Here is a 19,106-nt window from a genome sequence, read left to right as displayed (position 1 = left end):
AGCTTCCCAATTGCACTTGATCAGAAGGACAGCTTTCCTGTGAGAATATTTGGAGTCTGCGGTAAAGAAGGTCGTATCGACCGTTGTCGTGCTTGTACGATTGAAGGTATGGTTGAAGCAGCTGTACTTTTTTTTAAGCACGGTGTCTTGTATTTCCGTATTCCGCTTTTTACATCGGGCTTGAAATCGATATTCGATTCATTGTATAGAAGCATGCAAGAAGTTTTTTGCTACGGTTTTGTAACATTTTCAGCGGATCGTTCGTCTATAATTTGGAAGTACTGGTTCTGCTAGATATATAGTCATTTTGTACAAAAGGTAGGAGGGTCGAAATGCTTGGTTGGCTTCGCCAAAAAAACAAACCGCAATCGTTCGAAGCTGACAGGGAAATGGACGCGCTCATTCAAGGCAGCGAGTCGCCTGCCGCAGCAGGTGAAGCATCGGTCTCCGGCGTAATGCCCGCGATGCCGGAGCAACGGAACGAGGCTGCTGCAGCCATCGAAGAGCCGGTCGATCTATCTGTACCGCTTCTTACGGTGAGAGGGGTAGAACGATCGTTTCCGGTAGGAGGCCAGCAGCTTCATGTGCTTAAGGGGATCGATATGGCGCTGTATCCCAGGCAGCTGGTCATGCTGAAGGGGCGGTCCGGTTCCGGCAAGACGACGCTGTTGAACTTGATCGGAGGACTCGATCAGCCGAATAAAGGAGAGATCTTGTTCAAGGATTATCCGTTTCATACAAGCAGCGACGATCGACGAACGCAAATTCGCCGCAAGGAAATCGGCTTTATATTTCAATCGTTTGCCTTGATGCCGCTCTTGTCGGCTTGGGAAAATGTTGAGCTCGCGCTGCGGATGGCGGATGTTCCTCGCTCCCAATGGAAGCAGCGGGCCGCCCATTGCTTGGAGCTTGTCGGCTTGAGCAGACGCATGCACCATCGTCCGTTCGAGCTGTCCGGAGGAGAGCAGCAGCGTGTCGCCATTGCCAAAGCGATCGCGCACAAGCCGAGTCTGCTGTTGGCGGACGAACCGACCGCAGAGCTCGATTCGCAAATGGGCGCACAGGTGATGGCCGTGTTTCGGGACATTATTTTAACCGAGAAGGTTACCATTTGCATGACTACACACGATCCGACAATTATGGAGGTTGCCGACCATGTCTTCGAAATGGTGGATGGGAAATTCATTAATTCATAAGCGAAACGCCAAGCCTCTTCTGATTGCATGTATGGCTGTCGTTCTCGCGCTCAGTTCAGGCTGCTCGCTGCTGCCGAAGGAGGCGGAGGAAGAGACGCTGCCTGTGGTCAATCCGCCTAAGCTGTCGAAGAAGCCGGAGTACGTTGTTAAGACCGACACGCTGGAAACGAAGGTTCGGGGCTCCGGCAGACTGATGGGGACGAAGGAAGAGGACTTATATTTTACAGACGATAATAACCGCAGAATCAAAAATATTTTGGTGAAAACCGGAGACAAGGTCGAGCAAGGCCAAGTAATCGCCGAGCTGGACGTGAGCGAGCAGGAAAGTCAGCTGAAGCAGAAGCGGCTTCAAACGCGCAGGGATGAGCTGACGATGATCGAGACACTGCGCAAAGCCGATGAAATGAGTGCAGAGGATTTGGAGAAGGCGAAGATCGATTTCGAGCTGAAGCGGGAGGAACTGCAGAAGCTGGAGGAAACCATCGCCAAAGCGAAGCTGACGGCGCCGTACTCGGGAACGATCGTATCCGTATATTTGAAAAAAGGCGATACGGCCAAAGCTTACGATGCCGTGGCGACGATTGCGGACCTAACTCAATTGGCCGTTGTCGCAAGCTTGAATCAGGAGGATTTGAAAAAGGTGGCGGTTGGTATGGATGTCGTCGTCGATATCAATACTGCCGGCCAGCATAAAGGAAAGGTGCTGCAGCTGCCGAATCCGAAGCCTGATGACAACAACGGCAACGGAGGTCTCGGCGGGCAAAACGGGAACCAGAGACAGCCCGATTCCATCGACAATTATTTGGTCGTTCAGCTGGATCCGTTCCCGCAAGGGGTGAATCGCGGTACTCAGCTCAGCGTCTCTGTAATTATTCAGCGCAAGGAGAATGCGGTCATGATTCCGTTGTCTACGCTCAGGACTTATTCGGGACGCAACTATGTTCAAGTCGTAGACGAACAAGGTAATAAGAAGGAAGTGGACGTGGAAATCGGCCAGCAAACCGCTACGGATGTCGAGATCGTGAAGGGGCTAGCGCCGGGGCAGAAAGTAGTGGGTCGTTGATGTCGATGCCGATGCTGCGGTTTTTATTTCGTAAAATGTGGAATACGCGCTGGCTGACCTTAAGCACGCTGGTGGGGCTCATCATGGCCGTAGCCTTTACTACCAGCATCCCGATGTACTCCGACGGGTCATTAAAGCGGGTGGTCAGCAAGTCGTTGGAAGAGAAGAATGGCGGACTGCCGGCCGGCTCCGTATTAATACGCTATCAGGCAACGGGCTCCGACCGGGCGCCCTTGGATTCACTGCAGGATGCAGACCAATACATAACGAATGAAATGCCCAAGGACATTGCGTTTCCGTATCAGGCGTTCGTAAGAAGCTACTCTATCCGCTCCGCCCAATTGATTCCGGAAGATTCGACCAAGGTGGATCCAAGTAAAAAGCGGCAAATGACCTTGCTGTCGCAAAACGCTTTGAAGGACCGCGTCGAGCTTAAGCAGGGCGAGTGGTTCAAGGATCAAGTGCAAAACGGCGTCGTAGAGACCGTCATCCTGGAAGAAGCGATGTACCGCAACGATATTCATATCGGAGACATCTACAGCTACCCGATCAGCGGGGGGCTAGGCATAGCTCCGTTGAGAGTTAAGGTCGTCGGCACCGTTGTCCCGAAGGATGCGGAGGACCCGTACTGGTTTCAGGGGATGGAAGGCATTATCAATTCCTTTTTCATGAGCGAGACCGGGTTTAATGACTATATTTTGAAGCAAAAAAATATTCCGCTAAATCTAGGGAACTGGTACTATGCCTTCGATTTGAAGGACATTCAGACCAGTCAGCTGTCGCCTCTGGAATCGAAGCTGGAGCGGCTGGACATCATCTTGTTCCAGAAGCTGAAAAATACGCGCGTTGACGTATCGTTCATTCAAACGCTGCAGGAGTTTAAAACGCAAAGCTTGCAACTGCAAATATTGCTGTTCACATTGGCTGCTCCCATGATAGCGATGGTGTTCTACTACATCGTCATGAATGCGCGCCAGTCGCTGGAGAGGCAGCGCAGCGTCATCGCCGTGCTGCGAAGCAGGGGAGGCAGCACCAGGCAAATCATCGGCATTTATGTGCTCGAAGGCCTGCTTCTCGGCTCGATAGCGATGATTATCGGTCCGATGCTTGGCTGGTTTATGGCCAAGAGCATAGGCTCCTCCAGCGGATTTCTTACGTTCGTGGACCGCAAGTCGGTACCGGTCGGGGTATCCACCGAGGCGCTGCTGTACGGCGGTGCTGCCGTGCTGATCGCTCTGCTTGCGAGCGTGATTCCGGCTATCGTGTACGCCAGGTCGTCCATCGTGAGCTATAAGCAAAAGCTCGCCCGTTCCGACCGTGCGCCGTTTTGGCAGAAGTGGTTTCTCGACGTGCTGCTGATCGGCGTTGTCGCCTACGGCTATTATTTATTCGACCAGCGCCAGGTGCTGTCGGTCCAAACAGGATTGACTACGGATCAGCTGCAGGTGCATCCGCTGCTCTTTTTCGTGCCTGCGCTGTCCATTATTGCGCTCGGTTTGTTCTTTCTGCGCATCTTTCCGTGGCTGCTTCGGCTGTGGAATTGGATCGGCAAGCGATTTTTGCCGGTTCCCGTCTACTTGACGCTTACCCAGCTGTCCCGGTCGGCGCAGTCGTATTATCCGTTGATGCTGCTCCTTATTCTGACGCTGGGTCTCGGGGTATATAACTCCTCTGCGGCTCGAACGATCGACTTGAATTCGACGGACCGCATCCTCTACTCCTACGGTACGGACGTCGTGATGCAGGCAAGCTGGGAGGGCGTCTCCGACGACATGCCCCAAGACCAGTCAGGCGGCCAGCAGGGAGGCGGCAACGGTGGGAATGGAGGCAGTGGAGGCAGCGGAGGTGGAAATCAAGGGGGGAACGGCTCCGGCGGCGGCCAGCAAGGAGGCGGCAATGGCGGGCCGCCGGGCGGCGGCATGGAAGAAGTGCCTACGAAGCTGAGGTATATCGAACCGCCATTTGTCGTATTTCAGCAGCTGGAGGGCGTAGAGCATGCGGCACGTGTTTTGAAAACCAAGGCGAATGTCGTCATGTCCGGCAAAACGCTGGGCCAAGGCATGCTGATGGGTATCGACAACACGGACTTTTCCCAAGTGTCCTGGTACCGGAACGATTTGTTCAAGGTACACCCGAACCTGTACTTGAACCTGATGGGCACGTATGAGCAATCGGTTATTATTCCTACCTCCTTTGCCGAGAAGCATCATATCAAAGAAGGCGATATTCTCAGCATTACGATTCAGCAGCAGCCGGTGGAATTCGTGGTGGTTGCGACAGTGCCTTATTGGCCTAGCCAATATCCGGAGCAGATGCCGTTTTTCATCGCGAATTTGGAATACATTTACGATCAGGCGCCGATGGTTCCGTATGAAGTGTGGTTAAAGATGAAGGAGGGGGCCAAGGTCGCACCGCTGCTGGAGCAGCTGAATCAGAAGCAGATTCAAATCGCCAGCGTGAAGGACGTGCGCAACGAGCTGATTGTTCAGAAGAAGCATCCGGCTCGCGGCGGGGTGTTCGGAATCTTAAGCTTGGGCTTCCTTGTCTCGGTATTCGTGTCGCTGATCGGCTACATTTTATATTGGTTCTTCAACTTGTCGAGCCGTGTTGTGCAATTCGGCGTCCTTCGGGCCATGGGCTTGTCACGCAGACAGCTGACAGGGATGCTGCTTCTGGAGCAAGGCTTCACCGCCGGTTTGTCCATCGCTCTCGGCATCGGTATCGGTAAGCTGACGAGCTACGTGTTTCTGCCGTTTCTGCAAACCGCAGAAAATGTGAAGACTCAGGTTCCGCCGTTCCGTGTCGTCTTCAATGCGAGAGATACGGATCAGCTGTACATCGTCGTAGCATTCATGATGCTGACCGGAGCCGCATTGCTGTTTATGCATATTCGCAGGCTGAGGGTCCATCAGGCCGTCAAGCTCGGAGAGGAGAAGTAGGCGATGATTTCGTGCGAGGAGCTAGTCAAAATTTACAAGACCGACGACATCGAAGTCGTCGCTTTGAAAGGGCTCAATATTTCCGTAGCTGCAGGAGAAATGATGGCCATTATCGGCAACAGCGGTAGCGGGAAATCGACGTTTCTGAACATCCTGGGCGGCCTTGACCGCCCTTCAGCAGGGCAGGTTCAGGTAGGAGAATGGAATTTGCTTAAAATTACCGATGAAGAGCTGGTGCAGTATAAGCGCAAAACCGTCGGCTTCATATGGCAAAATAACGCCCGAAATCTCGTTCCGTATTTGACGGCGCTCGAAAACGTGGAAATGCCAATGATGCTGAGCGGCCAGTATGACCGCGCTTATGCGAAGCAGCTGCTGGAATGGGTAGGGCTCAAAGACCGTATGGGCAACAAGCTTCAGCAGTTATCGGGCGGTGAGCAGCAGAGAGTAGCCATAGCCATCTCTTTGGCCAATCGGCCGTCTCTCCTGCTGGCTGACGAACCGACCGGTTCGGTGGATACCAAGACGTCCGATATGATCATGGATATATTCCGCAAGCTGAACCGGGAGCTTGGAGTTACGATCGTTATCGTTACCCACGATATGGCTTTGGCGACAAAGGTGGACCGGGTCGTAGCCATCCGTGACGGCATGACGAGTACCGAGTTCATCAAGCGGAACCCGAATCTCGATCAAGAAGAAATGGAATCAGCTGCAGGGTTTCAGACGATGAAGGACGTCCATGAAGAGTACGTAGTTTTGGATAAAGCCGGCCGTCTGCAAATTCCGAAAGCTTATCTCCAGGCTCTGAATATCGATTCGAAGGCGTCCATGGAGTTTGACGGGGAGAAAATAATTATTCGTCCTCCCAAATCCATTGAATAGCTCAATCCTGTACCTTCAAAATCGTTCTTACATAAAAATTTGCATCACATTCAGTATAAAAACTATTTCGGCTGGAGGAATGCCACAATGAAACCATGGGTAAAGAACACAATGCTTCTTTCAATGAGCGTCGGCCTTACCGTTCCGATCCTTGCAGGATGTACGAAAACCCCGGGCACAGACGCGAAAACGGAGAAAGTGCTTCGTGTCGCAACAAGCTTCGGATACGGAGACGATGAATATTTCCGTCAACAGTTTACCGAGATTTTCGAGTTTGCGAATCCGAACATCAAGATCGAGATTATTCCGACAATGGATGACAGCTACCGCTACGGAGCAATGAATCCGAACCAGAAGCCGGTCGATCCGATGGAGAAGCTGAAGGAAGTCATGCAGGGGGATAACCCGCCCGATGTCGTGATGGTCGGATACGAGCAGCTGCCTGAACTGATTTCGAACAATATGCTGACCCAGCTCGACCCGATGATTACGAAAGACAAGTTCGATACGTCCGATATGGTGCCTGCGGTTATCGAAGGGCTGAAAAAGGTTGGCGACGGCAAGCTGTATGCACTAGCGCCTACTTTCAATTCCTCCGCGCTCATTTATAACAAAAAAATGTTCGATGAAGCCGGCGTTCCCTATCCGAAGGACAAAATGACTTGGGATGAAGCGTTCGATCTTGGCAGACGGCTTAGCAAGGGCGAAGGGGAAAACCGCAAATACGGATTTTCCTTCAGTACGCAATCGATGGGCGATCTCTTTTACTCGATCCAAATGTATTCCGCCCCGCTTCAATTGACTATGTTCGATGAAAAGGCCGAGAAGATGACCGTAGATTCGGATCGATGGGAGAAGGTATGGAAAACGATGCTTCAGCTGAAGCAGGACAAAGTGATGCCGGAGCAGCAGGATCCGATGCAGATGAAGACCCGCATGATGAACGGCTCGGAAACCTTCAATCCGTTCCAGTACGATGATTTTCTGTCCGGCAGAGTCGCAATGTCCATAATTAACTACGGCCAGATCAGTCAAATAACGAATGCGAATAAGAACTCGCAAAATATTCAAGGGTTCACTCCGATCGATTGGGATGTCGTGACGCTGCCCGTTCACCCGGAAGCGCCGGATGTAGGCGGGTACATGGGAATGAACGGCATTATGGGCATCAACGCCAAGGCGCAAAATCTGGAGGACGCCTGGAAATTCATCAAGTTCGTGAACGGGGAAGATTGGGCAAGGTTGAAATCAAGCAGCTCCTACAATATCGTGACGCGCAAGAAGTACATTAAGCCGAAAGACGGCGTACAATTCCATGTCGAAGCCTTCACTACTTTGACACCAGCACCGCAGCCTGACAGCAAAGTGTACCGTGAGAAGCAAAACCTGTACCAGGTCCAGGATATCGGCCGCAGATATTTTAATGATGTGACGCAAAACAAGCTGCAGGTAAGAGAAGCGTTGAAGAAATGGCAGACCGAGGGCGACGTCATGCTGCAGCAAATCAAAGACAATCCTAACGGCCCGATCAACCGTGGCGGAGCCATCGCTGTACCTGCAGGTTAAAGAACAATCACAAAAGCACTCCTACACTACATCATCATTTCAGGGAGGTTAATAGTCACCATGAATGTAAGCAAAAAAACGACCCAGATCCTGCTTTTGAGCGCAGCCCTAACCTTGAGTACTGTCGCCCCGGCTTTCGCCGATGACGGAGGCACGACGCCTCCGTCAAGCCCTACCGCCGTATTATCCACCGGATCGGCACCGGCGCTCGGCCAAGTGACGGTCAACGGCAGCAGCTTCTTTGAGCTGAAGAACGTGACGATCCTGCCTGAGAAAGGCAGCAAGACGGTCACCTTCACCGTCAGTGTACATAATGAAGGAACGACCGATCTGCTGTTTATCGATTACTGGCCAAGAGTGAAGACGAAATCCGGCAACCAAATTTCTGTGCGCATTTTGCCTCAGGACAAAGACAAGAACAAGATCACTCCGAAGTCGGTGCAGGATATCAGCTTCTATGCGACCGTGAATGAAACGACGGAGCTGACCGACCTGATCTTCCAGTTCATCAAATGGGATTTCAGCCAGCCTAACTTCGAGAGAACGATCGGTGAAGTTGCCGTGCCGGACAATTACTCCATCGTAACGGCGGCGAATGATGCGCATCTGATTAACATGGGCGGAACCGAGGTCAAGACATCGATCAAGAAGATGCTGATGACCAAAAATGAGAAGAACTTTACACCTACCGTTATTCTCAATATGGAAAACGTAGGGAGCCGTACGGCAGCCGTTCCTGCGTATCAATTTCTGATTCGTACGAGCGAAGGATATATGTATCCGCTGGACGCCAAGAATCTGAAGGATTTGGCAATCAATCCGCAGGTGAACAAGGAAGTGGAGCTGACGGGCTCCGTTCCCGTATCGGTCAGCACGGAAGGCTGGCAGCTCGTCGTTACCCAGAATGCGGCGGACATCAAGCTGAACCTGCCGATTGCATATTTCGAGCTGCCTCTTGTGTCGGAGCCGGATACGGTAGATTCGAATAAGGAGTACAACTTCACGAACAAAGAAGGAACCTATACGACGAAGCTGAATTCCTTCCAGCGGCTGCCTATGGAGGATCAGGACATTTTATCGGCGAATCTTACGCTGTTGAACAAGGGGACCGACTCGCTCCCATTGCCGGAGCTAACGGGCCATTTTCTATTGGATGATAAGGTGAAGGTGGAAGCCAAGCTGATCCAGACCGACAAAGTGATCGGCCTGCCGTCCGGCAGCTCCGCAAGCTTTCAGTTTATCGGCAAAATGCCGTATACGTACCAATTTTCCAATGTGAAGCTTGTACTGCAGGAGAAGACGGGAGAGAAGGAAACGGAGGATCTTCTGGAGTTTGCGCATCGTTCCGAGCTGTTGAATATGCCGTATTTCAATGTCGGGGAAGTATATAAAAATACGGATGTCGGCAGAAACGCGAGCTATCAGGTTCGCAGTGTCAAAACGTATTCCGGCGATACGGCCGATATTTTCACCGTACAGCTGGAGACGACCAATTTGGAGAAGCGCTATAACGACGTATCCAAGCTGGTGGCCCAGTTCAAGACCGGGGACGGATCGATTTATCCCGCTACGGTATCGGAGATTAAGAATAAAATTACGCCGGGAGGCAAAGCGATGCTTGTACTATCGAGCACGCTGCCGAAAGGATTCCCGACATCCAATATGAATGTGATGATCGGGGAAGCCGTTACGGATAACAAATTCTCTACGGAGAAGGATACCGCGGATGCCTATGTGAATGCGGTCGGCTTCTGGCTGCCGAATGAAAGCTTTGTAGCGCAGGATGATCTGCTGAATGTGGACCTGTTCCCGTATACCTTCTCGGTCAACAAGATCAACACATGGCTGGACAGGGAGAAATTAAAGCTTACATTCAATTACGAGCTCACCAAGAATTTGTTGATGAGCTTCAATACCGAAGGACGCAAGCTGGTCATCGGTCTGGAAGACGAGAACGGTAACAAATCGTTTATGAGGGAGTTTGATTTCAAAGACTTCGATCAGATTGACGTTACTACGGATACGGACGTTTCGAAGGATACGAAGATCCGGTTAGGCAAGCGTGACGGCTTCGTTATCGAGGAAAGGGATCAGGATCTCATCTTCCATCTCGAAACGTTGAGGACCTACAAGCTAAGCATCTATGATTCATTCCAAGGGCAGAAGAAGCTGCTCGCCACGAAAACCATCGACTGGTTCTCTACCACGGACTAATTTCATCTATATCGCTGAACCGCCTTTGCAAAGGACTGACAACCTGGCTGGGCGGTTTTTTCTTGTCCTAATTATGTAAAAATGGTTAAAAATGTTTTGGAACTATTGACACATTTTTCAAAAGGACTTATGTTATTATCGTTAACAACATTCTTAACGACGATAACATGAGGTAGAGGAGAACGTTATGAAATCACCGCAATCGACATTTGCTGCTCTTAAACAGAATATTAGCAACCACATGTCCTTATCCTTCGAATCGGAGGGATTTAGTCCGCTTGTCGGTAAAATATTCGCTTATTTGCTGTTTGCTCCAAGACCCGTCAGCTTGCAGGAAATGGCCGATGAGCTCGGTGTGACTAAAGCGGCGATCAGCGTGCAGGTGAGAACACTGGAGAAGCATATGATGTGCCAGAAGATCCCTGTCAGCAATGACCGCAGAGATTACTACTACATATCGGACGACATCAGTATGACGTCTATGCAGTCGAGTATCCAGAAGATGAAACGAATTCAGCAGCAGGTGGAACATACTTTACATATTTTTGACCATTTGGAGCAAGTCGGAGAGCAGGAGCAGGATTCCCATGATGCATGCAAACGAAGATTTATCGAGATGCAGGCGATGTACGAAATCTTCCTGAATCGTCTGGAAGGGCTGGAGGAGGAGTGGATTCAAAAGAGAGCGCAAATATTCCCTCAGTCGGAATAGCTTTCGCTGGTGAATCAAAATTTGCCAAATTGATTTTCGGAAAATGAAAAAAAATGAAGGGGTACCTCAAAATGCCTCGTCTAACAGGTCAGTAAAATAATGGAGGAGTAGAAAGATGAATAAGCTTACCCAATTTTCCATGAAAAACATCACGGCCGTCATCATTATCATCTTGTTGCTTTTCGGCGCCGGCGTGTATGCAGCGACAACATTGAAGGTTGAGAGTATGCCGGATATTTCGTTCCCGGTTGTCCTCGTGAATACCCAGTATACAGCTCCTCCAAAAGATGTGCTCGAGGACGTAACCAAGCCGCTGGAAAAAGCCATAGTAGGATTGGAAGGTATGAAAAACTTGACCTCCACGTCCAGCGATAACTTTTCCTCCATTGTCATCGAGCTCGAACAGGATAAAAAGCCCGACGATGTGAAGAAGGATGTTGAAAGTCTTATCAGCAACGTCATTCTTCCGCAAGGGTCCGAGAAGCCGAAGGTTCAAACGTTCGGATTTGCTTCCGAGCCTGTATACTACTTGTCGGCTTACGCAACGAACGGGATGGGCCAGGAAGAGCTCGATAAAATCTACAAGGATGTTATCCTCCCCGGATTCAATTCGCTCAAAGGGATCGACCATGTTGACTCCATCGGTAATCAGGAAGCTGTACTGACGATGAAGATGGACATCAATGCCATCAACAACTATGGACTGACCCCATCAGGCGTATCCTCCAGCATTAAGGCGGCGCTCAATACGAGTCCAGCCGGTTCCGTCGATTTTAACGGCAATACCCAGATGGTTCGTGTCAAAAGCGATTTGAACTCATTGTACAACCTGGAAAACATGAAGATTACGACACCGAACGGCGATACGCTGCTCTTGAAGCAAATCGCCAAAATAGAAGCGATCCGGGAATCGACATTCCTTTCCCGTTTGAACGGCATGCCGGCTATAGGCATTAACTTGTACAAGACGAAAAACGCGAACGCGGTTGAATTCGCCGACAGTGCAGATAAGCTGATGGCGGGCTGGAAGCAGCAATTCCCGAACATTACGTTCCACACCATTTACAACAGCGCGACCGATATCAAGCAGTCCGTTCACGGTATGGTGAATGAGGGCGGTCTCGGGGCGATCCTGGCTTCCATCATGATTTTGCTGTTTCTTAGAAATGTTCGTATGACCGTCATTGTTTTGGTCTCCATACCATTATCCATCTTGGTTACATTGCTGATTATGGCACCGCTAGATATATCGCTAAACATTATGACCCTGGGCGGTATGGCTATTGCCGTTGGCCGGGTCGTGGACGATAGTATCGTTGTTATCGAGAATATTTACAGCGAGCTGCAAAAAGCGCAAGAACGCAACGAATCCGTCATCAAGCTGGCGACCGCTCAGGTGGCGTCGGCGATTACTTCCTCCACCATTACAACCGTTGGGGTATTCGGGCCGATTGCATTCGTAAGCGGGGTTCTGGGCGAGGTGTTCCGTCCGTTTGCCATTACGCTCGTCGTCGCGCTGATGTCTTCCTTGCTCGTTGCGCTTACAGTAATTCCTATGTTGGCAAAGCTTCTAGTATTGCGCAGCAAAAAATTCAAAGAACACAGCGAAGAGCATCTGGGTCAATTTTCCATCATCTATAAGAAAACGCTGCTGTGGTCTCTCGTGCATCGTAAAAAAACCGTTCTACTGGCTATTTTGCTGCTTGTCGTGACCGTTATCGGGACCGTACCGTTTCTGGCCGTGTCGTTCATGCCGGAGAGCGCTACAGACAAATTGATGAACGTTTCTATTAAAATGCCGCGTGAGACAACGATTGAGAGCATGGATGCCAAAGTCAAGGAAATCGAAGCGATGATGAAGGAATCCAAAGACCCGGCGGGCCAGCCGACCTTTGTCTATTACGACTCGCTGATCGGATATAACCAGAGCGAGGATCGCATCGCCTACCGCACATCGATGTTCGCAGAAGCGTCGGCGGCTACCGATGCCAAGCAGCTTGTGAAGGATTTGAAGCAGGACATTTTGTATATGCTGCCTAAAGGCTCCGAAGTGGAAGTACAGCTCATTTCGGGAGGTCCGCCTTCAGGCGGAGACGATTTCTCCTACATGCTGAAGGGTGAAGATCTGACCTTGCTCTCCGAGGGAGCGCAGAGGGTAAAAGAGAAATTGAAGGAATTCCCCGCTCTGATCGATATTAAAGATTCGCTTAGCGAATCCAAGACGGAAGTGGAAATCAGCGTTGACCAGAATAAAGCCCGTATGTATGGCTTATCGTCGGCTCAAATTAACGAGTCGGTTCGCAGCTGGCTGGCGGAAGAAAAAATCGGCGATCTGAAATTCGACAATACGACCTTTGAAACGAAAGTCATGCTGGACGAAAATTTCAAAAACTCGGTGGATAAAATCGGCCGTTTTCAAATCAAAACGCCTACCGGGGTTACACTCAACTTGAACGAAGTAGCCAAAGTGAATCAAATCGACGCGCCGGTTGCTATTACGAGAGAGATGCAAGAGCAGTACGTCAAAGTGACCGCCAAAATCGACAGCCCGGATAAAGCGGGGATAAGCCAGCAGGTTTCCGAAGCGCTGAAATCCGTAGAGCTGCCGTCGGGTGTCAGAACCGAGGTCAAAGGGGTTACCGACGACATCCAAGAAAGCTTCTCGCAAATGTTCGTCGCGATGGGAGCGTCCATTTTCATCGTGTATCTGGTCATGGTTCTTGCGTTCGGCAACGGCAGTGCGCCATTTGCCATCCTGTTCTCCTTGCCGCTTGCGGCTATCGGAGGGCTGCTTGGTCTCCTCATTACCAAAGAGTCGGTCAACATTACGTCCTTGATTGGATTCCTAATGCTCATCGGGGTCGTTGTAACGAACGCCATCGTGCTAATCGACCGCGTACAGCAGCTGCGCGAGGCCGGCCACGAAGTGAAGGAAGCATTGCTCGAAGCGGGGATGACAAGACTTCGTCCGATCATCATGACGGCAGGCGCAACCATTATCGCTTTGCTGCCGCTTGGCCTCGGGCTGTCTAAAGGCACCTTGATTTCCAAAGGCTTGGCCGTCGTAGTTATCGGCGGTTTGACTACATCGACTTTGCTGACGCTGCTGGTGGTTCCTGTAGTCTACATTATGATTGATAATATGAAAAAACGGTTCGGCCGCCTATTCAAAAAAAATCATACGCTGGTTGAAGCCAATACGGCTTCCCCTGTGAAATAAATATAACGGGTAAGAAAAAGGAGAAATGAGCCAATGAATCCGACAGTCGCAAAAACGATGAAGCATAGCACCAAAGTGGTAGGGGCCGTCATTATCAGCTCCGCGCTGCTCGCAGGGTGTACCTCACAGCCGGCAGCCCAGCCACAAACGAATGCCGCAGAGACGCAAATCAAAACGATCAAGGTTGCCAAAATAGAGAAAAAGAAAATCGGCGAGCCGCTGGAGCAAGTGGCTGACGTATCGTCGTCGATTACATTGGATGTCATCAATAAAGTCGGCGGGGATGTTCAAGAAATATTGAAGAAACGCGGCGATATGGTGGAAAAAGGAGAAGTCATTTTCCGAATCGATCCTACCGATGTGCTGTTGCAAAAGGAAAAGGCGCAAGTATCGCTAACCGGCAGCAGAGAGCAGCTGGCCAAATCCAAACAGGATTTGGTCAATTCGAGACAAGATATGCAGAACGGGATTGCTAAGCTTGAAACATCGATTAAAGATACCGAGAAAAACTATAATAAAATGCGCAATGATTACGATTTGGGGTTAGTTACCAAAAATCAGGTTGAGCAAATGGAAGATCAGCTGAAAAACCTGCGTCTCGAGCTGGACAGTGCAAAAGCCAAGCTGAAAACATTGGACAGCACCAACTCCTTATCGCAGGTTGAGCAAGTGCTGCAATCCTCCGATTTGTCAATCCGCGAAGCGGACCGTACGCTGGCTAATATGGAAGTGAAGGCTCCCGTCAGCGGTGTATTGACCGATCTGCCGATAGAGGTGGGGATGACGCTTCAAGGCGGCTTCCGGGCCGCACAGCTGCAGCAGCTCGATCCGATTAAAATTAAAGCCGAGCTGACCGAGGATGCAGCCAAGCTGATCCGCGGCAAGCAGGAGCTGTCATTCTACGTCCCCGGCTCCGTCGATAAGCAAAAAGCTAAAGTCAGCTACTTGGCGGATGTGATGAGCGCTCAATCCAAATCCTACGCGCTGGAGCTGGAAGTACCGAATGCGGACCGCAAGCTGAAGCCGGGCATGAAGGCGCAAATATTGCTGACGGAAGAAAACGATCAAGTGGTCATAACCGTCCCTACGCTGAGCGTTGTCCGGGAAGGCGGAGACACCTTTGTATTCGTGCTGTCGGGTGAGACGGTTGAGAAGCGCAAGGTGCAGCTGGGTCGGTTGAACGAAACGGATCAGGAAGTGCTCTCGGGAGTGAAAGAAGGAGAACAGCTCGTCATTTCCGGTCAAAATCAATTAAAAGACAAAGAAAAAGTACAGCTGGCGAAATAAACTTACCCACTGGAGGAGAAACAAGTGAAAATGAACTGGAAAAAGACCGTCACATCCGTCGTCATAACATCCGCACTTATGACTTCTAGCTATGCCGCAATCGCTGCGGAGCCTTCGGAAGCGCCTATTCAGGCGACCGAAGCCGCATTATCGTATACATTAAACGATTCGCTTCAATTTGAAATTAAAAGCGTATTGAATGAGCATATTCTGGAAGGCACAAGAATCGGTATAGTTGTCCGGATGAAAAATACCGGCGGCTCCATTACCCGCGTACCGGAATATGAGCTGCGTGTCAAAACAAGCGACGGGGTAGAATATGCGCTTCAGCCGAGCGCCTCCAACCCTAAAGCGATTCAACCGATGGCCAATACGGAATTGAGCTATATGGCGGTCATTGACCGCACGGACTCCGTTGCTCTGTCTGAAGTGAATTGGACGGATGTCGACTATTATGTGTATCCGAAGAAGGAAACGTTGGTTGTTACAGCTCCGATCAGCACGCAAGCCTGGAGCGGCAGCGATACGGTAATTCAAGACCCTACGGCTGTGAAAAAGTGGGGAGAGACGTTCAAGATCGCATCGCTGATCTCTCCGCTGGAGTATACGCCGGTAAGCATCGAGAAGGAAGTGACGGACAAAGGCACCGTACAAATTGTCCAGCTGGTGGTTCAAAATCCGTCTGAGAAGAGAGAGACGCTGCCTGATTTTACGCTGGACGGCAAATCGGAAACCCAGATTTTCTCGGGTAATAAGGTGGAGCAGGGAGAAATCGTTCTCGAGGCGAAGGAGCAAAAGTATATTCATTTTGCTATCCCTACGGAGAACGATACAGTGCTAAGCAGCCTGAATCTGCTGACTCCGGAGAAATTCGCCCAGGCAGGCGCCGGAGCCCAGCCTTCACTGGTCAATTATAATGTAGGAAGACTGAACATCTTACTGGCTGCCGCAGCGAATACAGGGACTTATCCATTCTACGAGCTGAATCAAGTTATGAAATTCGACGATTTAAGCGATTTGATCCATCCGAATTTGCAAGTATCCATGGTGGAATTCCATATGGATGACAACGAGGAAGAGGGCTCCAAGAACGTAACGGCCAAATTCAAGCTGACGAACAAGAGCGATATGCCGATAGCCGTACCTGCATTCCAGACCGAGCTGGTAAGCGCCGACGGCTTTACTTACAGCGGCAGCCGCCAGATCATAGCGACGAAGAACATTCTCCCGAGCTCAAGTCTGGTCGTGAACTACTCCTACACGCTGCCTGTGTCGGAGAAGGGCGAAGGGCTCGCTTTGAAAATATTAGACACGCAGAAAGCGGCTCCGTACAAAACCGCTATAGCAGCTTACCGGGTCGTCCTGCAAGCGCCGGATGCTGCGGACCAGCTTACGATGTATCCGTTCAATGCGAAGGTAACGTACTGGACGATTACGCCAATGTTCAATCGTACAGGCAATTTATCTTATTCATATAAAGCAAGATTCGATTTGCAGATCAGCCGCGACGAGCAAGTACAGGTCGACCAAAGCTATTCCAGGCTGCAGCTGGAGCTCTATGATTCGGTCGGACGCTTGATAGGAACGACGACAGGCAAATTCATCGGTACCGGACGTTTGGTAACAGGCGAGAATAATTTGAACTTCGAGTCGACGTCCGAGCAGCTGGAGCGTCCGCTGATGATCAAAGCTTATGAAGTATTTACGACGCAGTCCGGAGACTCCAAGCGGCTGCTGGGCGTATTCAAGCAGTGACCGTCCTATAGCTTAAGATTCACAACAAAAGCCGATCCATTGGGATCGGCTTTGTTTATTTTATGAGAGCGGATAAGGTTACTTCAATGCAATGGTTTGCAGCTCGTTCCATAATCCGTCCTTATTTTGCTGCAGAACGGATACGCTGTCGACGACGCAGCGAAGATCAAGGCGGGTATTCCGCAGGCTGGAGAGTACGTCGTGCAGCTCGTCATTGCCCAATCCTTGCGCAACGGTAAGGTGAGGGGTGAAGGCTGCAGGTTTGTTCGTGTGTTCTCCTGGCAAAAGAACGCCTTGGATCGTATCGTACAGCCTTTGTATCGGATACGGATCCGAAAGAGCCATGAAGATGACATTTTGAACGGGATAGAAGGTGGAAAACCGGTTAAAATGCAGCTCGGACCGTTTCATCCCGGCCAATGCGCCTGTTATGCGTCCGATAATGGACTGCAGCTGCTCCTCGCTCCATGCTTCCTTGCGGATCAGGCTCAAATGCGGCCGAATATTCGGATAGTGAGGGTCGTATCTGCGGCGGTAGTGGTTCGCGAATTGTTCAATTTCTTTGGATGGAAAGACGGATATGCCATACATCAGAATCCCTCCCAAGAATAGATTTCGTTTCCCTACATGTATTCATATTATACCTCTGTTCCCTTACGCATCCAAGTGGAAAACATTTTTAACAGCATGTTCATACAATAGGATAAACACTATTATCTTCGTGCGAGGGGCGTATGAATTATGAAGCGTCAAGTTCACAGCCAGGAAGTCAGAGCCGCCGTGTACCAAAAGCTGAACGAACGCGGAGTGAAGATAGAAGATATTGCGTTTATCGTGCACCAGATGCAAAGCCCCTATAATCCCTCTCTAAGGCTTGAGGATTGTGTAGAATCCATTCATGCGGTTCTGCAAAAAAGAGAGCTTCAGCATGCCATTCTGGTGGGGATAGAGCTGGATTTGATGGCAGAAAAAGGGATGCTTTCTGAACCTCTTCAATCGATTATCGAATCGGACGAGGGGCTGTTCGGCTGCGATGAGACTTTAGCCTTGGGAGCCGTGCTGACGTATGGAAGCATCGGGGTCACTACGTTCGGTCACCTCGATAAACAGAAGATCGGCATTATCAAGGAGCTGGACACCAAAGCGGGAGTCAAGGTTCATACGTTTTTGGACGACCTGGTCGCCAGCGTTGCGGCTTCCGCTTCAAGCCGTCTTGCGCATCATCAAAGAGATCATATGGAAAAGCGAACCGGAACGGACCTTCCACCGGCTCAAGGAATCCAAGGCTTATAAGTTAGCCTCCATATGTGGGCGTCTCATATATCGGTGCATATCCAGCGGAATAAAGCGGCTTAGGATTTAGTAAGACCAAATAAGGATGTTTCTTTTTGGTTATGCTACTAATGATTAATCAATCGATCATGAATAGGCAAAATCAGATAAACGGAGTGACACGCACATGAATTGGATCTATTGGGGGAAGCTGTACGAAACGAAATTCCAGGCAGGTTGTTTAGCCAAAAGAATGGAAGAAGACTGGTGGATTTACGGATATGAATGTCCCCAGGAGGTAGAGGTGTTCCGGTCCAAAAAAGGGCGTTTTGGCGTAAGGTATATCGTCTAAAAAAAATATGAAGTTTTTTCTTGACAATTATTCGCAGATTATTGTATGATTGGATTCGTCGCTAAGAAAGACTAGCTAACTAACGCGGGGTGGAGCAGCCCGGTAGCTCGTCGGGCTCATAACCCGAAGGCCGCAGGTTCAAATCCTGCCCCCGCAACCAATTTTTTTTGTGGGCCCTTAGCTCAGTTGGTTAGAGCGGTCGGCTCATAACCGATTGGTCGGGGGTTCGAGTCCCTCAGGGCCCACCAACAATCATGAACTTTGTTTGTGATTTTGCCGGAGTGGCGGAATGGCAGACGCACAGGACTTAAAATCCTGCGGGGGCGACCCCGTACCGGTTCGAGTCCGGTCTTCGGCACCATATTTCATTAGCGTACATAACGAACCTTGTGCAGCTTTCATGCTTTTTGCATGACGGAGGCGCAAGGTTTTTTTGACAACAATAGAATTTATAAGTTTCCGAGGTAATCGGATGCAAATTCTATTTGGCGATAAAACCTACCTCTCAACGCGGTCGTTCATCTTTGAAAGGCCTCGGTAGGGGGTTTCTCATTACTATGAAGTCTCAAAAAAAATTCAAATTCGATCAAACCGAATAGGGCTCGGAGCCGTTTCCTAAGATGAAGGTTTGCAATACTACACATC

General features: G+C 50.2%; 13 protein-coding genes and 3 tRNA genes. 15 read left to right on the top strand and 1 reads right to left on the bottom strand.

Annotation, left to right across the window (positions count from 1 at the left end):
• Positions 1–332: 332 nt before the first annotated feature.
• The 10 genes from ACFQ88_RS13980 to ACFQ88_RS13935 all read left to right on the top strand — a co-directional run bounded on the left by ACFQ88_RS13980 (position 333) and on the right by ACFQ88_RS13935 (position 16,837).
• Positions 333–1,196: an ABC transporter ATP-binding protein gene (locus ACFQ88_RS13980; protein ID WP_379454514.1), complete on the top strand. Its 864-nt coding sequence runs from the start codon at positions 333–335 to the stop codon at positions 1,194–1,196.
• Complete coding sequence (locus ACFQ88_RS13975) at positions 1,156–2,259, top strand: efflux RND transporter periplasmic adaptor subunit (RefSeq protein ID WP_379454513.1); 1,104 nt, start codon at positions 1,156–1,158, stop codon at positions 2,257–2,259. The genes ACFQ88_RS13980 and ACFQ88_RS13975 overlap by 41 nt, the downstream gene beginning before the upstream one ends.
• A 5-nt stretch (positions 2,260–2,264) precedes the next feature.
• Complete coding sequence (locus ACFQ88_RS13970) at positions 2,265–5,198, top strand: ABC transporter permease (RefSeq protein WP_379454904.1); 2,934 nt, start codon at positions 2,265–2,267, stop codon at positions 5,196–5,198.
• 3 nt (positions 5,199–5,201) lie between these two features.
• Entirely contained in the window at positions 5,202–6,083 is an 882-nt protein-coding gene (locus tag ACFQ88_RS13965) for an ABC transporter ATP-binding protein (RefSeq protein ID WP_379454512.1), read from the top strand.
• An 87-nt stretch (positions 6,084–6,170) separates the two neighbouring features.
• Positions 6,171–7,649 carry an ABC transporter substrate-binding protein gene (locus ACFQ88_RS13960; protein WP_239626818.1) on the top strand — a complete coding sequence of 493 codons (1,479 nt, stop codon included), beginning with the start codon at positions 6,171–6,173 and terminating at the stop codon, positions 7,647–7,649.
• Between the two features lie 60 nt (positions 7,650–7,709).
• Positions 7,710–9,863 (top strand): hypothetical protein, encoded by a 2,154-nt coding sequence (locus ACFQ88_RS13955; RefSeq protein ID WP_379454511.1) that lies wholly within the window; start codon positions 7,710–7,712, stop codon positions 9,861–9,863.
• 187 nt (positions 9,864–10,050) lie between these two features.
• Complete coding sequence (locus ACFQ88_RS13950; protein WP_379454510.1) at positions 10,051–10,575, top strand: GbsR/MarR family transcriptional regulator; 525 nt, start codon at positions 10,051–10,053, stop codon at positions 10,573–10,575.
• Between the two features lie 115 nt (positions 10,576–10,690).
• Positions 10,691–13,795 (top strand): efflux RND transporter permease subunit, encoded by a 3,105-nt coding sequence (locus tag ACFQ88_RS13945; protein WP_379454509.1) that lies wholly within the window; start codon positions 10,691–10,693, stop codon positions 13,793–13,795.
• A 33-nt stretch (positions 13,796–13,828) separates the two neighbouring features.
• Entirely contained in the window at positions 13,829–15,082 is a 1,254-nt protein-coding gene (locus tag ACFQ88_RS13940; protein ID WP_239626808.1) for an efflux RND transporter periplasmic adaptor subunit, read from the top strand.
• A gap of 30 nt (positions 15,083–15,112) precedes the next feature.
• Positions 15,113–16,837: a hypothetical protein gene (locus ACFQ88_RS13935; protein ID WP_379454508.1), complete on the top strand. Its 1,725-nt coding sequence runs from the start codon at positions 15,113–15,115 to the stop codon at positions 16,835–16,837.
• Between the two features lie 78 nt (positions 16,838–16,915).
• On the opposite strand, the gene ACFQ88_RS13930 is transcribed toward ACFQ88_RS13935, so the two are convergent.
• The gene (locus ACFQ88_RS13930) at positions 16,916–17,428 is read right to left on the bottom strand and encodes a 2'-5' RNA ligase family protein (protein WP_239626804.1); all 513 of its coding nucleotides are present in this window, start codon (positions 17,426–17,428) and stop codon (positions 16,916–16,918) included.
• Between the two features lie 150 nt (positions 17,429–17,578).
• Between ACFQ88_RS13930 and ACFQ88_RS13925 the strand changes: the two genes are divergently transcribed.
• The 5 genes from ACFQ88_RS13925 to ACFQ88_RS13905 all read left to right on the top strand — a co-directional run bounded on the left by ACFQ88_RS13925 (position 17,579) and on the right by ACFQ88_RS13905 (position 18,822).
• On the top strand, positions 17,579–18,130 hold the full coding sequence (locus ACFQ88_RS13925; protein WP_379454507.1) for a phosphatidylglycerophosphatase A family protein: 552 nt from the start codon (positions 17,579–17,581) through the stop codon (positions 18,128–18,130).
• 166 nt (positions 18,131–18,296) lie between these two features.
• On the top strand, positions 18,297–18,461 hold the full coding sequence (locus ACFQ88_RS13920) for a hypothetical protein (RefSeq protein WP_239626799.1): 165 nt from the start codon (positions 18,297–18,299) through the stop codon (positions 18,459–18,461).
• A gap of 83 nt (positions 18,462–18,544) precedes the next feature.
• Positions 18,545–18,621: transfer RNA gene (locus ACFQ88_RS13915), tRNA-Met, on the top strand.
• Between the two features lie 11 nt (positions 18,622–18,632).
• A tRNA-Ile gene (locus ACFQ88_RS13910) sits at positions 18,633–18,709 on the top strand.
• Between the two features lie 27 nt (positions 18,710–18,736).
• Positions 18,737–18,822: transfer RNA gene (locus tag ACFQ88_RS13905), tRNA-Leu, on the top strand.
• The last annotated feature ends 284 nt before the right edge of the window (positions 18,823–19,106 follow it).

The organism is Paenibacillus sp. NPDC056579 (assembly GCF_042793215.1).
Classification (GTDB): domain Bacteria; phylum Bacillota; class Bacilli; order Paenibacillales; family NBRC-103111; genus Paenibacillus_S.
The sequence above is the reverse complement of the archived record's forward strand: the minus strand, read 5'-3'. Positions and strand labels throughout refer to the sequence as shown.